Below are 18425 nucleotides of genomic sequence, written 5' to 3'. Positions count from 1 at the left end.
TTAACAGTGCCGCAAAAACTAGACAATATTCAATCTTCACTATCCACTCAACTTTCAGAACAAAACAATTCCGAACACACGGTACAGCCAGCGCAAAATCAATTGAACAGCGTGTTTGACTGTCCAGAAATTCAAACGACATTAAACAAGACCAAACTGGCTGCTGAACAGCTGACGCATCCGACCAATTTAAAGAAAATTCCAACATCGACCAAACGCATTAAGCCGTTAAATGATTTCTTAGGCCAAGACCGCGCCCGCGCCTCGGTTGAAGCGGGTATTGCCCTGCCTTATTCAGGCTACAATATTTTTGCTGTCGGCACTGCAGGCTTAGGCAAGCGCACCATGATCAAGCGCCTGCTGCAGCAGCACGCCAAAAATATGAAAACCCCGAATGACTGGGTGTATGTTTATAATTTTAAATCACCGCGCCAGCCGATTGCCCTGCGGCTGCCTGCGGGCCAAGCGCCAAAATTTCAAAGCGCGCTGCACCAGACGTGGCAAATTATTTTAAAACAGCTGGAACGCCGTTTTACTGCCGAAACCTATCACAACCGCATTGAATTGATCCGCCAGCAAGCTGGTGATGAACAGCAGCAGGCGCTGATTGAATTAACCAAAGAAGGCGAAGAGCTGGATTTAAAGCTGATTTCACAAGACGATGAACATTGTTTCGTTCCTGTCCATCTCAAAGACAATCGAATGCAGGAAATGACCAAAGATGAAATCAATGCGCTGAACAATAAAGAACGTGCAGAAATTGCCTCCAATATCCGCTACATGAATAAAAAGCTGGAGCGCCTGGGCCTGCACTTGGGCGATTTGGAAGATGATGCCCGAGATCAAGTGCAAGTGCTGAACCGCGATATTGCCAAACAAGTGGTTTTGCCCCGCATAGACTCCCTTCTGAATAAATACATTGATGTTGATGGGCTGGAAAACTACCTGAAATATTATGCTGAAGACATTATCAACAATGTTGAAATTGTGCTTGAGCAGGAAGAAGATGACTTTACACCTGGTGTATTCAGCCGCGTGCCGTCACGCTATCAGGCCAATATTATTGTATCGCATAAGCCGCATTCCGGCGCACCGGTCATCTTTGAAGATTTTCCAACGCATTATAATTTGCTGGGCCATGTCGAGCAGCTGACCCAAAACGGCACCATTACTACAGATTTCACGCTGATCCGTCCCGGCGCTTTGCATAAAGCCAACGGCGGCTTTTTAATGCTGGAAGCGGAACAGCTGCTGGAACAGCCTTATGCATGGCAAGGCCTGAAACGCGCTTTAAAATCCGGCCAGCTGAAACTGTCCTCTTTAGAACATATGCTGACTTTAACCGGCAGCATTTCTATTGAACCAGCGTCTATTCCTTTGGACATTAAAGTGATTTTGCTGGCGGAACCTGAAATTTATTATGAAATTTTAGAGCTGGAACCGGAACTTGGCAGCGTATTCAAAATCCGCGCAGATTTTACCGACACCCTGCAGCGCAATGAAAGCAATGAACAAGCCTATATGCAGCTGATCGCAGATTATGTGCAGGCCGATAAACTGCTGCCCTTTGACCGTTCCGCCCTCGCCGCGCTGCTCACCGATTCCAGCCGTCAGGCCGAAGATCAAAGCTCGCTGTCACTGCATGCCCTCACCTTAGGTGATTTAATCCGTGAAGCGCATCATCACGCCGCCAAAGCGGGCGACACCATGGTGACCGCACAGCATATCAATACAGCCTTGGATCACCGCAAATACCGCTTAGGCTATTTGCGCGAGCTGTACTGGCAGGATCTAACCCGCGGCACACAGCTGATCGAAACCCGCGGCCACCGTCTCGGCCAAATTAACGCCTTGTCGGTCATTCATTATGCCGATGTCGAATTTGGCCTGCCTTCGCGCTTGACGGCTTCGGTGTATCAAGGCGGCGGTGATATTTTAGATATTGAACGCAGTGTAGAACTTGGCGGCTCTTTGCATGCCAAAGGCGTGCTGCTGATGTCCAGCTTTTTGAAAGCGCACTTTGGCCGTGAACAGATCCTGCATTTTTCTGCCGCCTTGGCCTTTGAGCAAAGCTATGGCCAAGTCGATGGCGACAGTGCAACCGTTGCAGAATTGTCTGCACTGATTTCCGCAATCAGCCAATTGCCAATTGACCAGTCTTGGGCCATTACCGGTTCGATGAACCAATTGGGCCAAGTGCAGCCGATTGGCGGGGTGAATGCCAAAATTGAAGGCTTCTATGACGCCTGCAAACTGCAAGGCTTAACAGGCAAGCAAGGCGTGATTATTCCGCGTCAAAACATGCAGCATCTGATGCTGCGCAAAGATGTGATTGAAGCGGTTACAGCCGGCCAGTTCCATATCCATGCCATTGATACCATTGATCAGGCGCTTGAAATCCTCATGGCCCGCCCTGTCGGCACACTGGATAAAAAAGGCCGCTACAGCAAAAACTCCATCTTTGCTGCGGTAATGGAACAGCTGGAATACTGGCAAGCGATAGAAGACGGCGCAGAGCTGGAAGAAGAGCCGAAGAAAAAGAAAAAAAAGAAGAAAGACAAGAAAAAGGCCAAAACGGAAAAAAAAGCGCTTGAACAGGCTGAAAAATCAGCTGAAAGTGAGCAAACAGAAGCGCCTGCAGAAGATTAATGCAGGCTTGCGCTTCAGCTAGAAGCGCATAAAATTCAACGCAAAAAAAAGCGCCTCTTTAGGCGCTTTTTATATCGTCTGAATTAAGCTTCAGGCGCTGGGCTGTATTGTTCAACTAAAGGCTGCAATTCACCTTTTTGGAACATATCCAGCATAATGTCGCTGCCGCCGATCAACTCACCGTTGATCCATAATTGCGGGAAAGTCGGCCAGTTTGCAATTTGCGGCAAAGTTGCGCGGATATCCGGGTTTTCCAAGATATTTACATATGCAAAAGGACGGCCAATTTGACTGAGCGCTTCTACAGCACGAGCAGAGAAACCACATTGTGGAAATTGTGGTGTGCCTTTCATATAAAGTAGAACTGCATGTTTAGCAATTTGGTCACGAATTAACGCTTCTGTATCGCGTGCTTGTTCAGTCATTGATATATCCTCAATAAATCTGCTTCGCATTATACCCAAAACTGAACAAAACAGTATGACTAAAGCAATAATTCCAATTTTATTTGCAATCAGGCTTTAAATCTTAGGGAGTTTTTGCTTATATAGAACGTCTTGGCGCATAAATATATATTGTGTCCAGCCGCATTTATTTCAATCCACCTAACAGATAAGAGTTAGTCATGAACAACATTACCCTTGCCCCTGTGCAAACTGATCAACCATCTCATTTGATGCCTGTATTTGGCCGTCAGCAGATCAGCTTTGTCCGAGGACGAGGTTCTTATCTTTATACCGAAGATGGCACAGAATACTTTGATGCGCTGACAGGCATCGCTGTTTGCGGCTTAGGCCATTCGCATCCGGCGGTTACTGAAGCCATTGCAGATCAGGCCGCCACCCTCATTCATACCAGCAATATCTTTGAAGTGCCTTGGCAAACTGCCGCTGCGCAAAAACTGGCTGAAGTTGCCGGCATGGAAGAAGTCTTCTTCTCAAACTCCGGCGCAGAATCAAATGAAGGCGCAATTAAAATTGCCCGTAAATTTGGCCATATGCAAGGCGTTGCCAACCCGAAAATTATTGTTGCAGACCATTCGTTCCATGGCCGCACACTGGCGACGCTGTCGGCAACTGGCAACAAAAAAGTGCAAGAAGGCTTTGCGCCGCTGGTTGAAGGCTTTATCCGCGTGCCATTTGGCGATATTGAAGCTATTGAAGAAGCAGCCATCAACCATCCAGACATCGTGGCGATTTTAGTTGAACCGATTCAGGGTGAAGGCGGTGTGAATACTGCGCCTCAAGGCTTCAGCTACTTGGAAGAAATCCGTCAAATCTGCAACCAGCACAACTGGCTGATGATGCTGGATGAAGTGCAAACAGGCAACGGCCGTACTGGCAAATACTTTGCCTATCAGCACACCAATATCGTTCCAGATGTATTGACCACAGCCAAAGGCTTAGGCAACGGCTTCCCGATTGGCGCTGTGATGACGCAAGGCCGCGGCGTGGGCGTATTGACTGCAGGCAACCACGGCTCGACTTACAGCGGCACTCCGCTGGGTTCACGCGTGGTTTACACAGTCATCGATACTATTCAAAAAGAAAATCTCGTGGCAAATGCCGCTGAAAAAGGCGCGTACATTGTAGCGCAGCTGACTGAAAAGCTGGCAGATGAAAATGTGACTGTCCGCGGCTTTGGCTTGATGATTGGTATCGAATTGCCAAAACCATGCGCAGAGCTTGTGAACACTGCACGCGATGAATATCACCTGATCATGAATGTGACTTCCGGCAATGTCATCCGTTTGCTTCCAGCACTAAACATCACTCAAGCCGAAGCAGACCAGCTGATTGAACGCATTGTAAAATTAGTGAAGGCTTTTCTGGCTTAATTGCGCCGCATTGAAACAGCCATAAAAAAAGCCGCTTCTGCGGCTTTTTTATGGCTTATTTAAACTTCTGCTTTCAGCAGAATTGCATTCCAGTGTCTATATTTAATTCTTAAAGATTTAAGACTTAACATTCAAGATCTCAGCTGCACTTCAGCCCCAACCGCGGCCTGCAAATTAAGATGCTTCCTGATAAACACGGCCGCATGACAGCTGACTGAAATATTGTTTCAGCACATCTAGACAGCGAAGCACTTTAGCCTGCGCCTCTTCCTGTTTGACCACCACTGCATACAGCGTAAATGCCGGCAGCTTCCACTCCGGTAAAACTTCAATAAGTGAGCCCTGCATCAGATCTTTTTGCACATCCAAAAACAGGATTTTTGCAATCCCTTGATGATGAAGGCACATTGATTTTGCAGCCAGCACATTATTGGTTGATAATCTTGAAGAAATATCAACATTGACTTTTTCGCCAGATATCGTGTTTTCAAAAGAATAGGTATTCTGGTTTTTCATCATATTCAGCGCAATCACATCATGCGCGGCTAAATCTTCAGGACGCGTAATTAAGCTGGAATGATTGATAAAGCTCGGTGACGCCACCAAAACCTGTTCAACACGGGCCAATGGAATGACGCTCAGATTTTGATCGTCCAGATTTGGACTCAAGCGCAGCGCAATATCAATGCGCCCTTCCATCAAATCGATATATTGATTGTCTGCTTCAAAATGCACTGAAAGGCCGCGATGCGCAGAAAGCCAATGCGCAAGCGCCGGCGTAATATGATTTGCGCAAAGTTCAGGCGTAGACGCTATCCGAAGCTCCCCCACCAAATCATCACGCAGTTCATTGATGCGGACTTTGCCGCGTTCCGCCGCAGAAAGCATTTCTTGGCAGCTGTGCAAAAAAGCCTGTCCAGCTTCAGTCAGGCTGAGCTTGCGCGTCGAACGATGCAGCAAGACCACATCCATATCCTGTTCTAATGACCGTATTTGCTGACTGACCGCACTAGTGGTAATGCCGAGCTCTTTGGCTGCGCCGCTAAATGAATTATTTTCTACAACGCATGCAAAAACACCCATTGCCCTGAGTTGGTCTAACATAAATTCCCCTCAAATTTATGAAATGCCTTTAATGTACGTACATTAAAGGCAATTTTTTGCATTATACGAGTATATTTATGTTTTGCATCAGTTAAATTTAATTAACCGGTAAAACCGTTTCAGGATTAACCGGCTTGCCGTCTAAGCGGACTTGGAACTCAAGCATAGTGCTGCTCGCGCCTGTAGAGCCCATTTCTGCAATTTTCTGACCGGCTTGAACATTTTCTCCACTTTTCACGATCATTTTACTGTTATGCGCATAAGCGGTAATGTAGCCATTGATGTGTTTTAGCAGAATCAGATTGCCATATTCTTTCAGGCCATCAGCAGCATACACCACCTGTCCATTCGCGGCTGCATAAACCGGGTCTCCGGCATTGCCGCCAAAACGGATGCCTTTGACGTTAGACGCCAAATCAAACTTCGCAATGACTGGGCCATTGGATGGCTTAACCCAGCGCAATGCCGAACTCTGCGCGCTGACTGCTGGCGCAGGCTGTCTTTGCACCGCAGGCGCGGCTGGCGCTGCATTTTGCGGCAATGGCACAGTCTGACGCTGAATCGGCGCAGTTTGCGTCATGGCTTGCGTAGATGCAGCGCGGCGTGAAGCCGAATTTTTCAAGCGGATCGACTGACCCACATAAATTCGGTACGGAGGCGCAATGTCATTCATTTCAGCAACGCTGATATAGCTCAAGCCATACCGGCCAGAAATGCCGCTCAAAGTGTCGCCTGAACGCACAGTATAAAAATCTGGCGCTGCAGCATAGCGTGTCGCATTGTTAATTTGCGGCTTGGATGCACAACCACTCAAAATAACCGTCGAAACAGCAGCCACGGCAAGAACCAGTGACTTGATGAAACCTGTTGGCGCTGCGTTTAAGCGATATTGTGACACCAGGGACATTATCTTCCTCTCTACACGAAAAATGGGATGCGATGATAAGGCTAAGATTAGCAAAAAATGCCATCAAAAAAGCTGCATCATCTGCATTTTCACAAAGTTATAACACTACTTACGCATTTTTAGAAAATTGCATATGCAAGTTATTCAAAATTTCATAATTTGTCGCATCCATTTGAATCGGGGTAATGCTGACATAGCCATTGGCGACCGCAAAGAAATCAGACTCTATATCGGTCAAGCCTTTTTTCGGCTCGGCGACCGCTTCACCGGATAAACCGATCCAATAAACTTGACGGCCGCGCGGATCGACATGGCTGGTAATCGGCTTGGACTGGCTACGGCGCCCTTGATAGGTAATTTTCTCACCTTTCAGCACAGCCGTATCCGGGATGTTGATATTTAAGATATGGCGTGCCGGCACAGCTGGCAGACCGGCAGCAATAAAGTCATGCACCCATTTGGCTGCTGCGGCGAAATCATCCGGTGTTTCATAAGAACGGACATTCGGGCCAGCCAAAGATACAGCAATCGCTGGCTGCGCCATTAAGCGACCTTCAAATGCCGCACCGACTGTGCCCGAATACAGCACGTCATCACCTAAATTTGCACCGCTGTTGATGCCGCTGACCACCAAATCGAATTCAAAATCAAATAAGCCATTCATTGACAGATAGACGCAGTCTGCTGGCGTGCCGTTGACGGCCCACATATCCGGCGCAATCTGAATGGGACGCAGCGGACGGTCTAAGGTCAACGCGCTGGAAAAACCGCTGCGCTCAGCTTCAGGCGCAACAATGACCACACGGCCTAATGGGCGCAGCGCATGGGCTAAAGCTTGGATACCGGGAGCAAAAACACCATCATCATTGGCAATCAAAATATTCACTAGCTAAAATCTCGTATCTAAAAAATGACTGAACAGATCTTTTCGTTGAAAAATATCAGGAATTATATATATTTGAGGCTCAACATCCATCATAAATGTGTGATTTTCAAATGATTAAAACTATATCATTTCGCAGCTTATTAAGTTTAGGTTTTGCTGCAGTTTTTTCTCAAGCTGTTATGGCTGATGAGGGGTTAACGCAGGCTGAAGCAAATACAATCGTGAAAGAAGACATTGCTTCTGCTCAAGTGATGACTGAAGTCTGCCCAGGCGTGATTGGTCAAAATGCCAAATTTGACGGCAACATTAAAGTGCTGATTCAAAGCTACCTTGCAGATTTTTCTGACAAATCGATGACTTATGAAAAACTTCAGTCTGACAGCGAATATAAATCAGTTTTAAACGAAGCGCGCCAGACAGCCAAAGAAACTTCGGCGGATGAACAAAAATCGGTGTGCGGCGACGTTTTGGGTTATCAGCCTTAAAACTGCGCACTGATCTTTAAAAAAGGATAATGTGGGGTACATTATCCTTTTTTATTTCACAATTCCTTAACTTTTCAACAGCTTCAATACAAAGTGCTGCTTTCTTTTATCAAAAATAGTTTTAATCTAAACGCATTGTTTAATTTCACTGAAATTCTTAGGTTATTTTTGAATGAAAAATATTTTTGTTAAAACCTTATCGGCTCTTTCCCTATCTGCATTTGCTTTTACAGCCGGTTCCACTTTTGCCGCTGATGAAAAAATTGAAGTTACCCCCACTCCAAAAGTCACCAGTCAAGAACTGGCCGCAATTTACGTGCTGTCAGAAGTGTGCCCGAAACTGGTCAGTGATCAGGCGAAATTTGAACAGGGCTATGCCAAGCTTGCCAAAGAATACTTGCCGAATGAAAAAGCCCCAGTTGCTGCTTTAGAAAAACTCAGCAAACAAAAAAGTTTTGCCAAAATTTTAAAAGAAGCGCAAGCCGATGCTGAAAAAGCGGGCGATGCGAAAAACAAAGAAATTTGCAAAGAGCTCACCGCTTACGCAAATTAATTTCACTTGGTTACAATACTTTTAAAATAAGCCATTTTCACCCGTAGAAGTCAGCCTAGCTTTGTCCTAAAATGCTAGGCTCTTCGCGCTTATAACAAGTTATTGGAACCACCCAGAATGACCCGAAAAACCGCCCTTGCCGCATTACTACTTGCACCTAGTTTTTCTTTCGCGGCAACTGTCCTTTCTGCACCACCAGAATTAAATAATAAATCTTATGTGCTGATGGACTACGAGACAGGGCAAATCCTTGCTTCAAAAAATGAAAATGAGAAATTAGCTCCAGCATCAATGACAAAAATGATGACCAGCTACATCATTGAACAAAAGTTATTGAGCGGCGAGCTGACCGAAAATGAAAAAGTGCGCATGAATGAATCTGCATGGTGCCGCGGCAGCAGCTCAGAATCATGCATGTATGTTCCATTAAACGGTACGGCGACTGCGCTTGAAATGCTTCGCGGCATTATCATTCAATCAGGCAATGATGCATCTAAAGCCATGGCGGAACATATTGCCGGCAATGAAGGCACATTTGCCCACATGATGAATCAGGAAGCGAAACGCATCGGCATGGTGAATACGCAATTCATCAATGCAACCGGCATGCCGGCTGAAGGCCATTATTCAACAGCAAAAGACATGGCGGTATTGGCGCAGCACATTATTCATGACAGCTCTAAATACTACCCAATCTACTCTGAAAAAGAATTCAGCTTTAATGGCATTAAGCAAGGCAACCGCAATGCCCTGCTTTATACCGACCCAAGCGTTGACGGTTTAAAAACAGGCCATACAGATGAAGCGGGCTACTGCCTGACCACTTCAGCTAAGCGCGGCCCATTGCGTTTAATTTCAGTAATCTTCGGCGCGCCAAGCATGAATGAACGCGCATCGCAAACCCGTGAAATTTTAGCGTGGGGCTATGCAAACTTTGAAACTGTCAAAGTGCAGCCGGCCAATCAAGTTTTAGCCAAAGCCAAAGTTTGGTACGGTAAAGAAAACGAAGTTCAAATTGGTCTTGCTGAAAACTTTAACGTCACAATGCCTAAAGGCGATGCCAACGCAATTAAAACTCAATTGGTTGTTCAGCCAAAACTGACTGCACCTTTAAAACAAGGTCAAGTTGTGGGTAAATACGTGGCGACGCTGAACGGCAAAGTAATTGCTGAAAAACCGTTAGTGGCATTAAAAGCAGTTGAAGAAGCTGGCTTCTTTGCAAAAATGATTGATCACATCAAACAATTTTTTGCAAACTTGTTCTAAGATTTCTCGACAGCTGATTTTTTCAGCTTAGACTAAAGCATCCCTGCCTCGGTTCGGATGCTTTTTTATTTTATACTTCTCCTATTCAACGTTTTGCGATGGACCGTTATGAAAAAGAATATCCGCCCCTATTTAGAGCATCATCCTAAAATTGATTCGACTTGCTATGTTGATGAAATGTCTGTGGTGATTGGTGAAGTGACTTTGGCGGAAAATGTGTCTGTCTGGCCTTTTGCGGTGATCCGCGGTGATGTGAATCAGATTAAGATTGGCCGAAATTCAAATGTGCAGGATCATGCCATGCTGCATGTCAGCCATAAAAAAGCCGACAAGCCTGAAGGTTCTCCGCTGATGATTGGTGAGGATGTGACCATTGGCCATCATGTCACTTTGCATGGCTGCACAATTGGCAATCGGGTCTTAGTGGGCATCAACACCATTGTTTTAGATGATGTCATTATTGAAGATGATGTGATGATTGGCGCAGGCTCTCTGGTGCCGCCGCGCAAGCGGCTGGAAAGCGGCTATTTGTATGTCGGCAGCCCAGTGCAAAAAGTCCGTCCTTTAACGGATAAGGAAAAAGAGTTTTTGCCGTATTCGGCACAGCATTATGTGAAAGTGGCGGGGAATTATTTGGAACAGAACTGAGCGTTCTGCAAAGGCCCATAAATTGGGCCTTTCTTATAAGCTTGCATTATGCTGATTTTAGAAAAGCTCCATTTTTAAATGCAAAACTGGATAAGGCTTACCTTGGCCATCCAATTCAGATCGATTTTTAATTTTAAACCCTAGTTTTTGATAAAATCCAAGTGCTTGAAGGTTTTGTTCATTCACATCGACGTTTTCAATTTTTAATTCTGCAACTGCAAAATGAGTGAGGATTCGTCCTATCCCTTTAGCTCTAAACTCAGGATCAATAAACAGCATTTCGATGTTGTCACTGCTCGTGCCAATAAAACCTATGATCTGCCCATCTTGAACATATTTATGAAGCAATACATGATGAAAGTATTCATTCAGAATTAAAGGCTTTAAGTTATTGATTTCGTCTTCAGGCAAGAAATCATGAGTCGCTCTTACCGATCTTTCCCAAATATCAATAAGAATAGGAAAATCAATTTCAGAAGCTTTTTGCAGCATGGAATATCCTAAAATTATTGAGCATATCATACAAAGTAAAACAGGCTCATTTAACACCATAGCGACTATATGAAATGCTTTTTTAATATTAATTTAAGATCAGTATCTTATCTTAATTCATACCCTCTGGAACGCTCTCGTTCAACCGACTTAGAAATAAGCCGGTTTTTTTATGAGCAGCTTAATACTTCTCGCCAATAAAATTGATTAAACCTCAATCATTTTTTCATTTTGTTCTGACTTCTCAATACGCTCCATCCCGAACCTATCCCAATTTCTGCGGACAACTCTTGGGATAAAAAACAACCAATTCTGTAATCCTGAGCGCACAGCAATTTAGGGGTTTTGCGGATATTCACCTATCCCCCGTTTTTACTATCATGAAGTCATCAGGAACAGGAAGTTCCGCACAACAATAAAAATACAGATACGCACAAGGGCAATAAGGTACGACAGGAGTTATACCGAGCAAACCCATACGAAAAAGCCCGACAGGATGTCGGGCTTTTTTATGTCTTGAATCCAGATTTTGTATAAAAAGTTCTATGTTAAATAGAAAAACTATAGTAAGTAGTTTTTACTTCCTATATCTTAATAATTAAACAAAATAAGAAATTTTTTTGACATGCAAAATTGTATAAAGCAACTGGTCGAATTAGGTAAATTTCCAACTGCTGATGAATCTGTCATGGATCCTCATGGGCAAGAGCATATAGAAGAAGTAGAGAGATTAATTAAAAGTATTTCCTGCCCTGTTTCTAATGAGGAGGCCCTAGCTCTATCAAAAGTTTTTGGTGAAGATGGGTATTTTGGCTTAGCTCAAACATTAATGCATATAATTGAAACTGCACCTAATTGGCCTCTTCAACAAGTTTTCGAAAATAATGAAAATGAATGGATCAGAATGTTAAAACATCGGGCACGATTTATTAATCACTGAATAGAAAAGCGCCATAAATTGAGTTATGCTATTGTTCTAATATAAAAAATCATTTTCACCATTTAAATCCTTTACATTTGATTAAAAAGCCAAATGTAAAATTCTTTTCAATAAATTCATTAAGATTTTAAATATGCTCCTTTAAAGACGTACCAAATTTAACAAACTCTATAAATTCTGATTAATAATGAAAACTCAAATAAATTTACTTTTTGAAGAAATTGTAAAAAAAGGATTTACCGAAATTCTTAAGCCAATAGGCTTTAAGAAAAAGGGGAATAATTTTTATTTAGAACTAGATGGTTTAGGCCAAATAATTAGTATTCAAAGATCGCGCTGGAATAACCATGATCAAATTGAATTTACAATTAATTTTGGCATTTTTCTACCAGAATACTGGCTTTCAGAGTTTAACTTTCATAATAAAGAATTACCTAAATTTCCTTCAGAAGCGGAGTGCATGATCCGATATCGAATTAGTGAATTATCACATCAGGATGATATCTGGTTTATTTTGAATCATGCTTCATCTATTGATGAGCTCATTACAAGCATGCATCAAAACATCTATGAGCATATTTTGCCTTTCTTTAAAAAGACAAATAGTAAAGCTGAGCTCATCCAATATTTAGATGGTCATGATCTTCCGTATGGAACGCATCTTGCAAAGTTAATTTCTTATACCGCATGCGGGGAGTTAGCCAAAGCTCAAAATGAGTATATAAACTTAATACAAGATCAAACTTTAACAGGATACATTCATAATAAAGCTCAAATCATTGCAACCACTTATAAACTCAATAAAGATGCATAACGCCACTCTACACCTGATCTTTATTTTCAATCGGCATATTAGTCAATAAATTGGTTTCTGATACAGTTGTAACTAAATAAGCCCAGCGGTTTTTTTATTTTATTTTAAATCAAAATCTTATCACATATCAAAAAGCCTAGACATACTGTTGCGACCTTTTTTATTGATCTTCCACATTCCATGCTTATTATTTAACACATACACCACAATACTTTTTAGTTAAACGCAAAAAGCACCTCCTCTAAAGAAATCCCCAGCGAACATAGCCACACACCCCAAAATTTTATACAATAGCGCATCCCTTACCATGGTGCTTTTCTATGACCGCTTGGACTGCTCACGTTACCGTTGCAACTGTCGTTGAAAAAGACGGAAAATTCCTATTTGTTGAAGAACATACAGAAGGCGTAACGCACACTGTGTTCAATCAGCCAGCCGGCCATGTAGAATGCGGTGAGTCAATTATTCAGGCAGCCATACGTGAAACTATGGAAGAAACAGGCCATGCCGTAGATGTCGATGCCCTTCTTGGCATTTATACCTATACGCCGCCTATGTTTCCAGACCGCACCTATTTCAGATTCTGCTTTTTAGCCCATGTGCTGGAATATTTTCCAGAAGCAGAATTGGACAAAGGCATTGTCGGTCCAAAATGGATGACTTTAGAGGAACTGCTGGAAACCGCCCGTGCGCGCAGTCCACTGGTGATTAAAGCTGTACAAGATGCCCTTTCTGGTCAAAAATATCCTTTATCGCTCATTTACGAGCACCAAAATTCTCCCTTAATTTCAAATTTGGATGCTTAATCCTATGCAACAACGTGTCATCGTCGGTATGTCTGGTGGTGTAGATTCTTCTGTTTCTGCAGCGCTGCTTCTTCAACAAGGCTATCAAGTTGAAGGCCTGTTCATGAAAAACTGGGAAGAAGATGACGGCACGGAATACTGCACGGCGATGGAAGATTTAGCCGATGCGCAAGCCGTTTGTGACAAAATCGGCATCAAACTGCATACAGCCAACTTTGCCATGGAATACTGGGACCGCGTGTTCGAGCATTTCTTGGCGGAATACGCTGCAGGCCGTACACCAAACCCAGATATCCTGTGCAACAAAGAAATTAAATTCCGCGCATTTTTAGATCATGCTGTGAACTTAGGCGCAGACTTCATTGCCACAGGCCACTACTGCCGCCGCGGTGAAACTCTGAAAAATTCACGCGGTGAAGAATATGCGCCTTTGCTGCGCGGTGTCGATCAAAATAAAGACCAAACTTATTTCCTGCATGCTGTGCATGGCCGTGAAATCAACAAAACCCTATTCCCTGTTGGCGAAATTGAAAAACCTCAGGTCCGTAAAATTGCCGAAGAACTCGGTTTAGCCACCGCCAAGAAAAAAGATTCGACCGGTATCTGCTTTATTGGCGAACGCCGTTTTAATGACTTCTTAAAACAATATTTGCCTGCGCAGCCCGGAAAAATTTTGCTGGATAACGGCAAAGAGGTTGGTGAACATCACGGCTTAATGTACTATACGCTCGGTCAGCGCGGCGGCATTGGCCTTGGCGGTTTAAAAGGCGCTGAAGAAGGCGCTTGGTTTGTGCTGCATAAAGATATTGCGGGCAACCGTCTGATTGTTGGCCAAGGCCATGAACATCCGCTGATGCAAAGTACTATACTTTGGAGTGAAGCGATTGACTGGGTTGCAGGTGAACAGGATATTCCTGAATCAGGTTTCCGCTGTACGGCCAAAACCCGTTACCGCCAGCCAGATCAAGCCTGCACCATTTATAAAGACCCAGCTGCGCCAACAGGTGTTCGCGTTGAATTTGACGAACAGCAGCGCGCTGTGACACCCGGTCAAAGCGTGGTGTTTTACTCAGGTGAAGTTTGTTTAGGCGGCGGCGTGATTCATCATACCAATGCGCCTAAACCGGATTTTATAGAATAAGGATTGTTTCGGCATGACAGAGTTACCGTTTCAACAGTCTCAAACTCTGAATGTACGCCAGAACCGCGCATTGGCGCTCGCTGGCGTATTTCAAGCAGCCCAGCTGACGCATATGACTGCGCTCACGGGTCAAAAGAGCATAGGCGAAAGCGGTAACTTTTATTTAGAACAGCTGATTAAAGCCAGTTTAAACATCCGCCCCAGCGGCAAATGCAATAATCAAACTTTAGATTTCTTCAATCAGCTGGCCGATATCTCCTTAGGCCTTAAAACCCTCGAAAGCAGCATCAATCAGCCGTTCAATACTTCGCCAGCTTCCAGAATTCCAAAACTGTCCAGCGCAAAACTCCCAATGAGCTATGCCATGGCTTTGCTGCAATTAGAAAAAAAAGTTTATAGCAATCCTAAGTTTGTCGAAATTATTGAACAGTCGCAGCAAAAAATACTCAGACAGCTGTCGTTCTTTGATCATAATTACCTGCACCCCAGTGTCCTTGCCAGCCTTGCACAAACCTATGTTGACACGGCGGGGCAAATCAACCCGCGCATTATGGTGCGCGGCAATGCAGAAGCCTTTAAGGACTCTTCGCATACCAACCGCATTCGCGCTTCCCTCTTTACCGGCCTGCAAATGGCGCATTTATGGCGTCAATGCGGCGGCAGCTCGTGGGGCATGATTTTCAGCAAACGCAAACTGCTCAAAGATATTCAAGATCTTGCTCGGCTTCAGTATCAGGTGGTCTAACTTGAATTGCAGCCAGCTTTCTGTTTTACGTTTAATTCCAAAGTTTAAGGAATCGCTATGAACGCTTTAACCGCACTTTCTCCATTAGATGGACGCTACGCTAGCAAATGTGATGCTCTGCGCCCTTTCCTCTCTGAGTTTGGTTTGATCCATGCTCGTGTGACTGTTGAAGTGCGTTGGTTGCAAGCGCTTGCGAACCGTCCAGAAATCACTGAAGTTCCAGCTTTTTCTGCTGAAACCAATGCTGCGCTTGACGCAATTGTTGCGAACTTCTCCGAAGACAATGCAAACCGCATTAAAGAAATCGAACGTACAACTAACCACGACGTTAAAGCGGTTGAGTATTTCCTGAAAGAGCAAATCGCGCATATTGATGAGCTTAAAAATGCAGGCGAATTCATTCACTTTGCATGTACTTCTGAAGACATCAACAACTTGTCTCATGCGTTAATGCTGAAAAATGGCCGTGAAGTTCTCGTTGCAGCCATGCAGCAAATCATCGATTCAATTGTAGCTTTGGCTGAACAGCACGCAGAACAGCCAATGCTGTCTCGTACACACGGTCAAACGGCTAGCCCAACAACTTTGGGGAAAGAAATGGCGAACGTGGCTTACCGCCTTGCACGTCAAATCAAGCAATTCAAACAAGTTGAACTTCTCGGCAAAATCAACGGTGCTGTCGGTAACTACAACGCGCACTACTCTGCTTACCCAGAAATCAACTGGCCTGCACATTCACAAGCTTTTGTTGAATCTTTAGGTTTAACTTTCAACCCGTACACCACTCAAATTGAACCGCATGACTACATGGCGGAACTTTTTGATGCGTTACGTCGTTTCAACACCATCTTGATCGACTTTAACCGTGACGTTTGGGGCTATATCTCTCTTGGTTTCTTCAAACAACGTTTGAAAGAAGGCGAAGTGGGTTCTTCAACTATGCCGCATAAAGTTAACCCAATTGACTTCGAAAACTCTGAAGGTAACTTGGGTATTGCAAATGCAGTACTTGCACATTTAGGCGAAAAACTTCCAGTATCTCGCTGGCAGCGTGACCTAACCGACTCAACTGTACTTCGTAACATGGGTGTTGGTTTCGCGCAAAGCTTGATCGCTTTTGAAGCATGCTCTAAAGGTATTGGCAAACTTGAATTAAATGCTGCGCGTATTCTTGAAGATCTTGACCATGCACAAGAAGTTCTTGCTGAACCAATTCAAACCGTTATGCGTCGTTATGCAGTTGAAAAACCATACGAAAAACTTAAAGCTCTGACTCGTGGTCAAGCAATGACTCGCGACATGATGGTAGACTTCGTAAATGGTAACGAACTTTCTGCAGTACCTGCTGAAGATCGTGCTCGTCTTGCAGAGATGACGCCTGCAACTTACACAGGTAATGCTTCTACTCAAGCTGCACAAGTTAAAGAGCTTATTTCTAAAATCTAATTTTAGATAAATCAAAAAAACGAGGCTTTATGCCTCGTTTTTTTATCCAACATTTTTATGTCTAAATTAACAAAAACAAAACTCCTTCTCCCCTTGGGATAAAGAGCATTGCTCTGCAAGGAGAGGGAATTTTTATTGCATTGGGCAATATTTCGCCCAATCGTCTTTCATACGCTGCAACTCACAGCCTGTTAATACATCACTGTAATAAATATAGTAAGTGACTTCAGGATACTGAATTTCGTGACGGTACAGCATGCCGCGCAAAGACACAGACAGTTCTTCTGGAAAATCTTCCGATAAATCCAATTATTCAAAGTCATAATTAAAATAGCAATTCTGTTTTGCTTCGAATGCTTCTATAACAGCCATCAACACTACCTAGAAAATTTAAAAATATAAATACAGTTTAAGCGATTCAGTTATGAAAAGCCCTTGCCGCAGTCTCATCACCCTTATAATTAATTTATAAAATGGCTTAGAAAACAGCAATGAATATTCAGCTGTTTTAACAGTCAATCAATCCGCTTACGCCGCTAAAAAAGCAATCGAATTCCACCTCACACATGCTTTATGCAAAATAAGCAAACAAAAGATGGCATTGCTTAAATTTCATTTGCCATTACACTGAGACAGCTCGGCTTCAGCCCCGCCTTTTATGCCTTATTGATATTTACATTGAACATAATAAATGATTGAAACCCAGTTTAGCCTTAAACACTGGATTTGCCTCGCAATACTCTTACTGGCTGTGGCGATCGCCAGCATTCATCCGCTCGAATTTGACTCCTATTTACTGCATCAGGCAGGCACAGCATTTATGCTGGCGGCGCTTTTGTTCTGCCACAAAAAAATTGGTTTCACCTTTTACAGTTTTGCCTTATATATTGGTTTTTTACTGATTCATATTCTAGGCGCGCATTATTTATATTCTTATGTGCCTTATAATGAATGGCTGATTCAGTATTTTCATTTTGATTTAAATCAAACCATGGGCTGGCCACGCAACATGTACGATCGGTTCGTGCATCTTGCTTATGGCTTATTGCTCTATCCGGTCTTTCTCCGGCTGTTTCAAGTTTGGCTGCCTTCACTCAAACCATTTACGCTATATGTATTGGTCATTCAATTTGTGATGGCCACCAGCCTATTGTATGAATGGATCGAATGGCTAATTGCGATAGGCTTATCCCCAGAGGAAGCTGAAAATTATAATGGCCAGCAAGGCGACAATTGGGATGCGCATAAAGATATGCTGCTAGCAACGGCTGGCGCTATGATCACAGGAACGATCTGCTTGCTGAAAAAGCCGGTATCACCGCTGAAATAGCGGCCACGCTTTACCTGTCCATGAAATCAAGACACAATCATTGATCTGCGGCTGCAGTTTCCAGCTGCAGCGCCACTTTATCCGCCGTTTAAAAGTAAGGCTTTTCTTCACAAATGCGATATATTGAGCGTCTTCAGCAAATGCTCACAAATTCAAAGGGGCATCCTTTATACAGATGAGAACAGATATACTGCAGTACAAAACAGCAGACAAACCGCCATTAAAATCACTGTTGAATCAAACAGCGCGGCATGTGCCGTAAAGCGAATATTTGCTGTTTTTATCGTAAAAACCACTCATCAAAGACGATATTTTTCAAGCCAATCGTGCCAAAAAAATATGCCTGAATTTAACGCTCAGCAAACTCTTTTGGCGG

Annotated in this window: 18 protein-coding genes and 1 pseudogene; 13 read left to right on the top strand and 6 right to left on the bottom strand. The window is 43.7% G+C overall.

Translation table 11 applies throughout. The annotated features are described in order from the left end of the window. Positions 1–6: 6 nt before the first annotated feature. A complete protein-coding gene (locus ACE3T3_RS02750) occupies positions 7–2649 on the top strand; it encodes a Lon protease family protein (protein ID WP_374663826.1) in 2643 nt (880 codons plus the stop codon). 83 nt (positions 2650–2732) lie between these two features. Here the strand turns inward: ACE3T3_RS02750 and grxD are convergent, their stop codons facing one another. Continuing rightward, on the bottom strand, positions 2733–3074 hold the full coding sequence (gene grxD, locus ACE3T3_RS02745; protein ID WP_068913101.1) for a Grx4 family monothiol glutaredoxin: 342 nt from the start codon (positions 3072–3074) through the stop codon (positions 2733–2735). Positions 3075–3274: 200 nt separating this feature from the next. On the opposite strand from grxD, the gene ACE3T3_RS02740 reads away from it, so the two are divergent. Further along, positions 3275–4486, top strand: coding sequence for an aspartate aminotransferase family protein (locus tag ACE3T3_RS02740; protein WP_374663824.1), 1212 nt, complete (start codon positions 3275–3277; stop codon positions 4484–4486). A 174-nt stretch (positions 4487–4660) separates the two neighbouring features. Here ACE3T3_RS02740 and ACE3T3_RS02735 read toward each other — a convergent pair whose 3' ends face one another. The 3 genes from ACE3T3_RS02735 to surE form a co-directional block, all read right to left on the bottom strand. Then, positions 4661–5590 (bottom strand): LysR family transcriptional regulator, encoded by a 930-nt coding sequence (locus ACE3T3_RS02735; protein WP_374663822.1) that lies wholly within the window; start codon positions 5588–5590, stop codon positions 4661–4663. Positions 5591–5687: 97 nt separating this feature from the next. After that, entirely contained in the window at positions 5688–6497 is an 810-nt protein-coding gene (locus ACE3T3_RS02730; RefSeq protein WP_374663820.1) for a peptidoglycan DD-metalloendopeptidase family protein, read from the bottom strand. Between the two features lie 109 nt (positions 6498–6606). Continuing rightward, the gene (surE, locus tag ACE3T3_RS02725) at positions 6607–7383 is read right to left on the bottom strand and encodes a 5'/3'-nucleotidase SurE (RefSeq protein WP_374663818.1); all 777 of its coding nucleotides are present in this window, start codon (positions 7381–7383) and stop codon (positions 6607–6609) included. A 110-nt stretch (positions 7384–7493) separates the two neighbouring features. Between surE and ACE3T3_RS02720 the strand changes: the two genes are divergently transcribed. The 4 genes from ACE3T3_RS02720 to ACE3T3_RS02705 all read left to right on the top strand — a co-directional run bounded on the left by ACE3T3_RS02720 (position 7494) and on the right by ACE3T3_RS02705 (position 10335). Continuing rightward, positions 7494–7868 (top strand): MCR_0457 family protein, encoded by a 375-nt coding sequence (locus ACE3T3_RS02720; protein ID WP_374663816.1) that lies wholly within the window; start codon positions 7494–7496, stop codon positions 7866–7868. A 172-nt stretch (positions 7869–8040) separates the two neighbouring features. Then, positions 8041–8421 carry an MCR_0457 family protein gene (locus ACE3T3_RS02715; RefSeq protein WP_374663814.1) on the top strand — a complete coding sequence of 127 codons (381 nt, stop codon included), beginning with the start codon at positions 8041–8043 and terminating at the stop codon, positions 8419–8421. Positions 8422–8538: 117 nt separating this feature from the next. Next, the gene (gene dacC / locus ACE3T3_RS02710) at positions 8539–9687 is read left to right on the top strand and encodes a D-alanyl-D-alanine carboxypeptidase PBP5/6 (protein ID WP_374663812.1); all 1149 of its coding nucleotides are present in this window, start codon (positions 8539–8541) and stop codon (positions 9685–9687) included. Between the two features lie 108 nt (positions 9688–9795). Next, a complete protein-coding gene (locus tag ACE3T3_RS02705) occupies positions 9796–10335 on the top strand; it encodes a gamma carbonic anhydrase family protein (protein WP_374663810.1) in 540 nt (179 codons plus the stop codon). 57 nt (positions 10336–10392) lie between these two features. Here the strand turns inward: ACE3T3_RS02705 and ACE3T3_RS02700 are convergent, their stop codons facing one another. Beyond that, a complete protein-coding gene (locus ACE3T3_RS02700) occupies positions 10393–10827 on the bottom strand; it encodes a GNAT family N-acetyltransferase (protein WP_374663808.1) in 435 nt (144 codons plus the stop codon). Positions 10828–11452: 625 nt separating this feature from the next. Between ACE3T3_RS02700 and ACE3T3_RS02695 the strand changes: the two genes are divergently transcribed. From ACE3T3_RS02695 to purB, 6 genes are all read left to right on the top strand, one after another. Continuing rightward, positions 11453–11767, top strand: a complete 315-nt coding sequence (locus ACE3T3_RS02695) for a hypothetical protein (RefSeq protein WP_374663806.1) — start codon at positions 11453–11455, stop codon at positions 11765–11767. Between the two features lie 187 nt (positions 11768–11954). Further along, positions 11955–12581: a DUF4304 domain-containing protein gene (locus ACE3T3_RS02690; protein WP_374663804.1), complete on the top strand. Its 627-nt coding sequence runs from the start codon at positions 11955–11957 to the stop codon at positions 12579–12581. Positions 12582–12901: 320 nt separating this feature from the next. After that, positions 12902–13387, top strand: coding sequence for an NUDIX hydrolase (locus tag ACE3T3_RS02685; RefSeq protein WP_374663802.1), 486 nt, complete (start codon positions 12902–12904; stop codon positions 13385–13387). A 4-nt stretch (positions 13388–13391) separates the two neighbouring features. Next, on the top strand, positions 13392–14528 hold the full coding sequence (gene mnmA / locus ACE3T3_RS02680; protein ID WP_374663800.1) for a tRNA 2-thiouridine(34) synthase MnmA: 1137 nt from the start codon (positions 13392–13394) through the stop codon (positions 14526–14528). A gap of 13 nt (positions 14529–14541) precedes the next feature. Continuing rightward, entirely contained in the window at positions 14542–15273 is a 732-nt protein-coding gene (gene hflD, locus ACE3T3_RS02675; protein ID WP_374663798.1) for a high frequency lysogenization protein HflD, read from the top strand. Positions 15274–15330: 57 nt separating this feature from the next. Further along, entirely contained in the window at positions 15331–16719 is a 1389-nt protein-coding gene (gene purB / locus ACE3T3_RS02670) for an adenylosuccinate lyase (RefSeq protein ID WP_374663796.1), read from the top strand. A 132-nt stretch (positions 16720–16851) separates the two neighbouring features. Here the strand turns inward: purB and ACE3T3_RS02665 are convergent. Continuing rightward, positions 16852–17091, bottom strand: a pseudogene (locus ACE3T3_RS02665) (hypothetical protein). Between the two features lie 319 nt (positions 17092–17410). Between ACE3T3_RS02665 and ACE3T3_RS02660 the strand changes: the two are divergent. Then, positions 17411–18049: a DUF2238 domain-containing protein gene (locus tag ACE3T3_RS02660; RefSeq protein ID WP_374663794.1), complete on the top strand. Its 639-nt coding sequence runs from the start codon at positions 17411–17413 to the stop codon at positions 18047–18049. Positions 18050–18425: the final 376 nt, after the last annotated feature.

Source organism: Acinetobacter sp., assembly GCF_041919735.1.
Lineage (GTDB): Bacteria > Pseudomonadota > Gammaproteobacteria > Pseudomonadales > Moraxellaceae > Acinetobacter.
This window is presented reverse-complemented; position numbering and strand designations above follow the sequence as displayed.

Excerpts from the sequence above, each read along its gene's own strand:
- mnmA (WP_374663800.1), top strand. The coding sequence starts at position 13,392 with ATGCAACAACGTGTCATCGTCGGTATGTCTGGTGGTGTAGATTCTTCT.
- grxD (WP_068913101.1), bottom strand. The coding sequence starts at position 3,074 with ATGACTGAACAAGCACGCGATACAGAAGCGTTAATTCGTGACCAAATT.
- ACE3T3_RS02690 (WP_374663804.1), top strand. The coding sequence starts at position 11,955 with ATGAAAACTCAAATAAATTTACTTTTTGAAGAAATTGTAAAAAAAGGA.
- purB (WP_374663796.1), top strand. The coding sequence starts at position 15,331 with ATGAACGCTTTAACCGCACTTTCTCCATTAGATGGACGCTACGCTAGC.
- ACE3T3_RS02730 (WP_374663820.1), bottom strand. The coding sequence starts at position 6,497 with ATGTCCCTGGTGTCACAATATCGCTTAAACGCAGCGCCAACAGGTTTC.
- ACE3T3_RS02685 (WP_374663802.1), top strand. The coding sequence starts at position 12,902 with ATGACCGCTTGGACTGCTCACGTTACCGTTGCAACTGTCGTTGAAAAA.
- dacC (WP_374663812.1), top strand. The coding sequence starts at position 8,539 with ATGACCCGAAAAACCGCCCTTGCCGCATTACTACTTGCACCTAGTTTT.
- ACE3T3_RS02695 (WP_374663806.1), top strand. The coding sequence starts at position 11,453 with ATGCAAAATTGTATAAAGCAACTGGTCGAATTAGGTAAATTTCCAACT.
- ACE3T3_RS02660 (WP_374663794.1), top strand. The coding sequence starts at position 17,411 with ATGATTGAAACCCAGTTTAGCCTTAAACACTGGATTTGCCTCGCAATA.
- hflD (WP_374663798.1), top strand. The coding sequence starts at position 14,542 with ATGACAGAGTTACCGTTTCAACAGTCTCAAACTCTGAATGTACGCCAG.
- ACE3T3_RS02700 (WP_374663808.1), bottom strand. The coding sequence starts at position 10,827 with ATGCTGCAAAAAGCTTCTGAAATTGATTTTCCTATTCTTATTGATATT.
- ACE3T3_RS02740 (WP_374663824.1), top strand. The coding sequence starts at position 3,275 with ATGAACAACATTACCCTTGCCCCTGTGCAAACTGATCAACCATCTCAT.
- ACE3T3_RS02705 (WP_374663810.1), top strand. The coding sequence starts at position 9,796 with ATGAAAAAGAATATCCGCCCCTATTTAGAGCATCATCCTAAAATTGAT.
- ACE3T3_RS02735 (WP_374663822.1), bottom strand. The coding sequence starts at position 5,590 with ATGTTAGACCAACTCAGGGCAATGGGTGTTTTTGCATGCGTTGTAGAA.
- ACE3T3_RS02715 (WP_374663814.1), top strand. The coding sequence starts at position 8,041 with ATGAAAAATATTTTTGTTAAAACCTTATCGGCTCTTTCCCTATCTGCA.
- ACE3T3_RS02720 (WP_374663816.1), top strand. The coding sequence starts at position 7,494 with ATGATTAAAACTATATCATTTCGCAGCTTATTAAGTTTAGGTTTTGCT.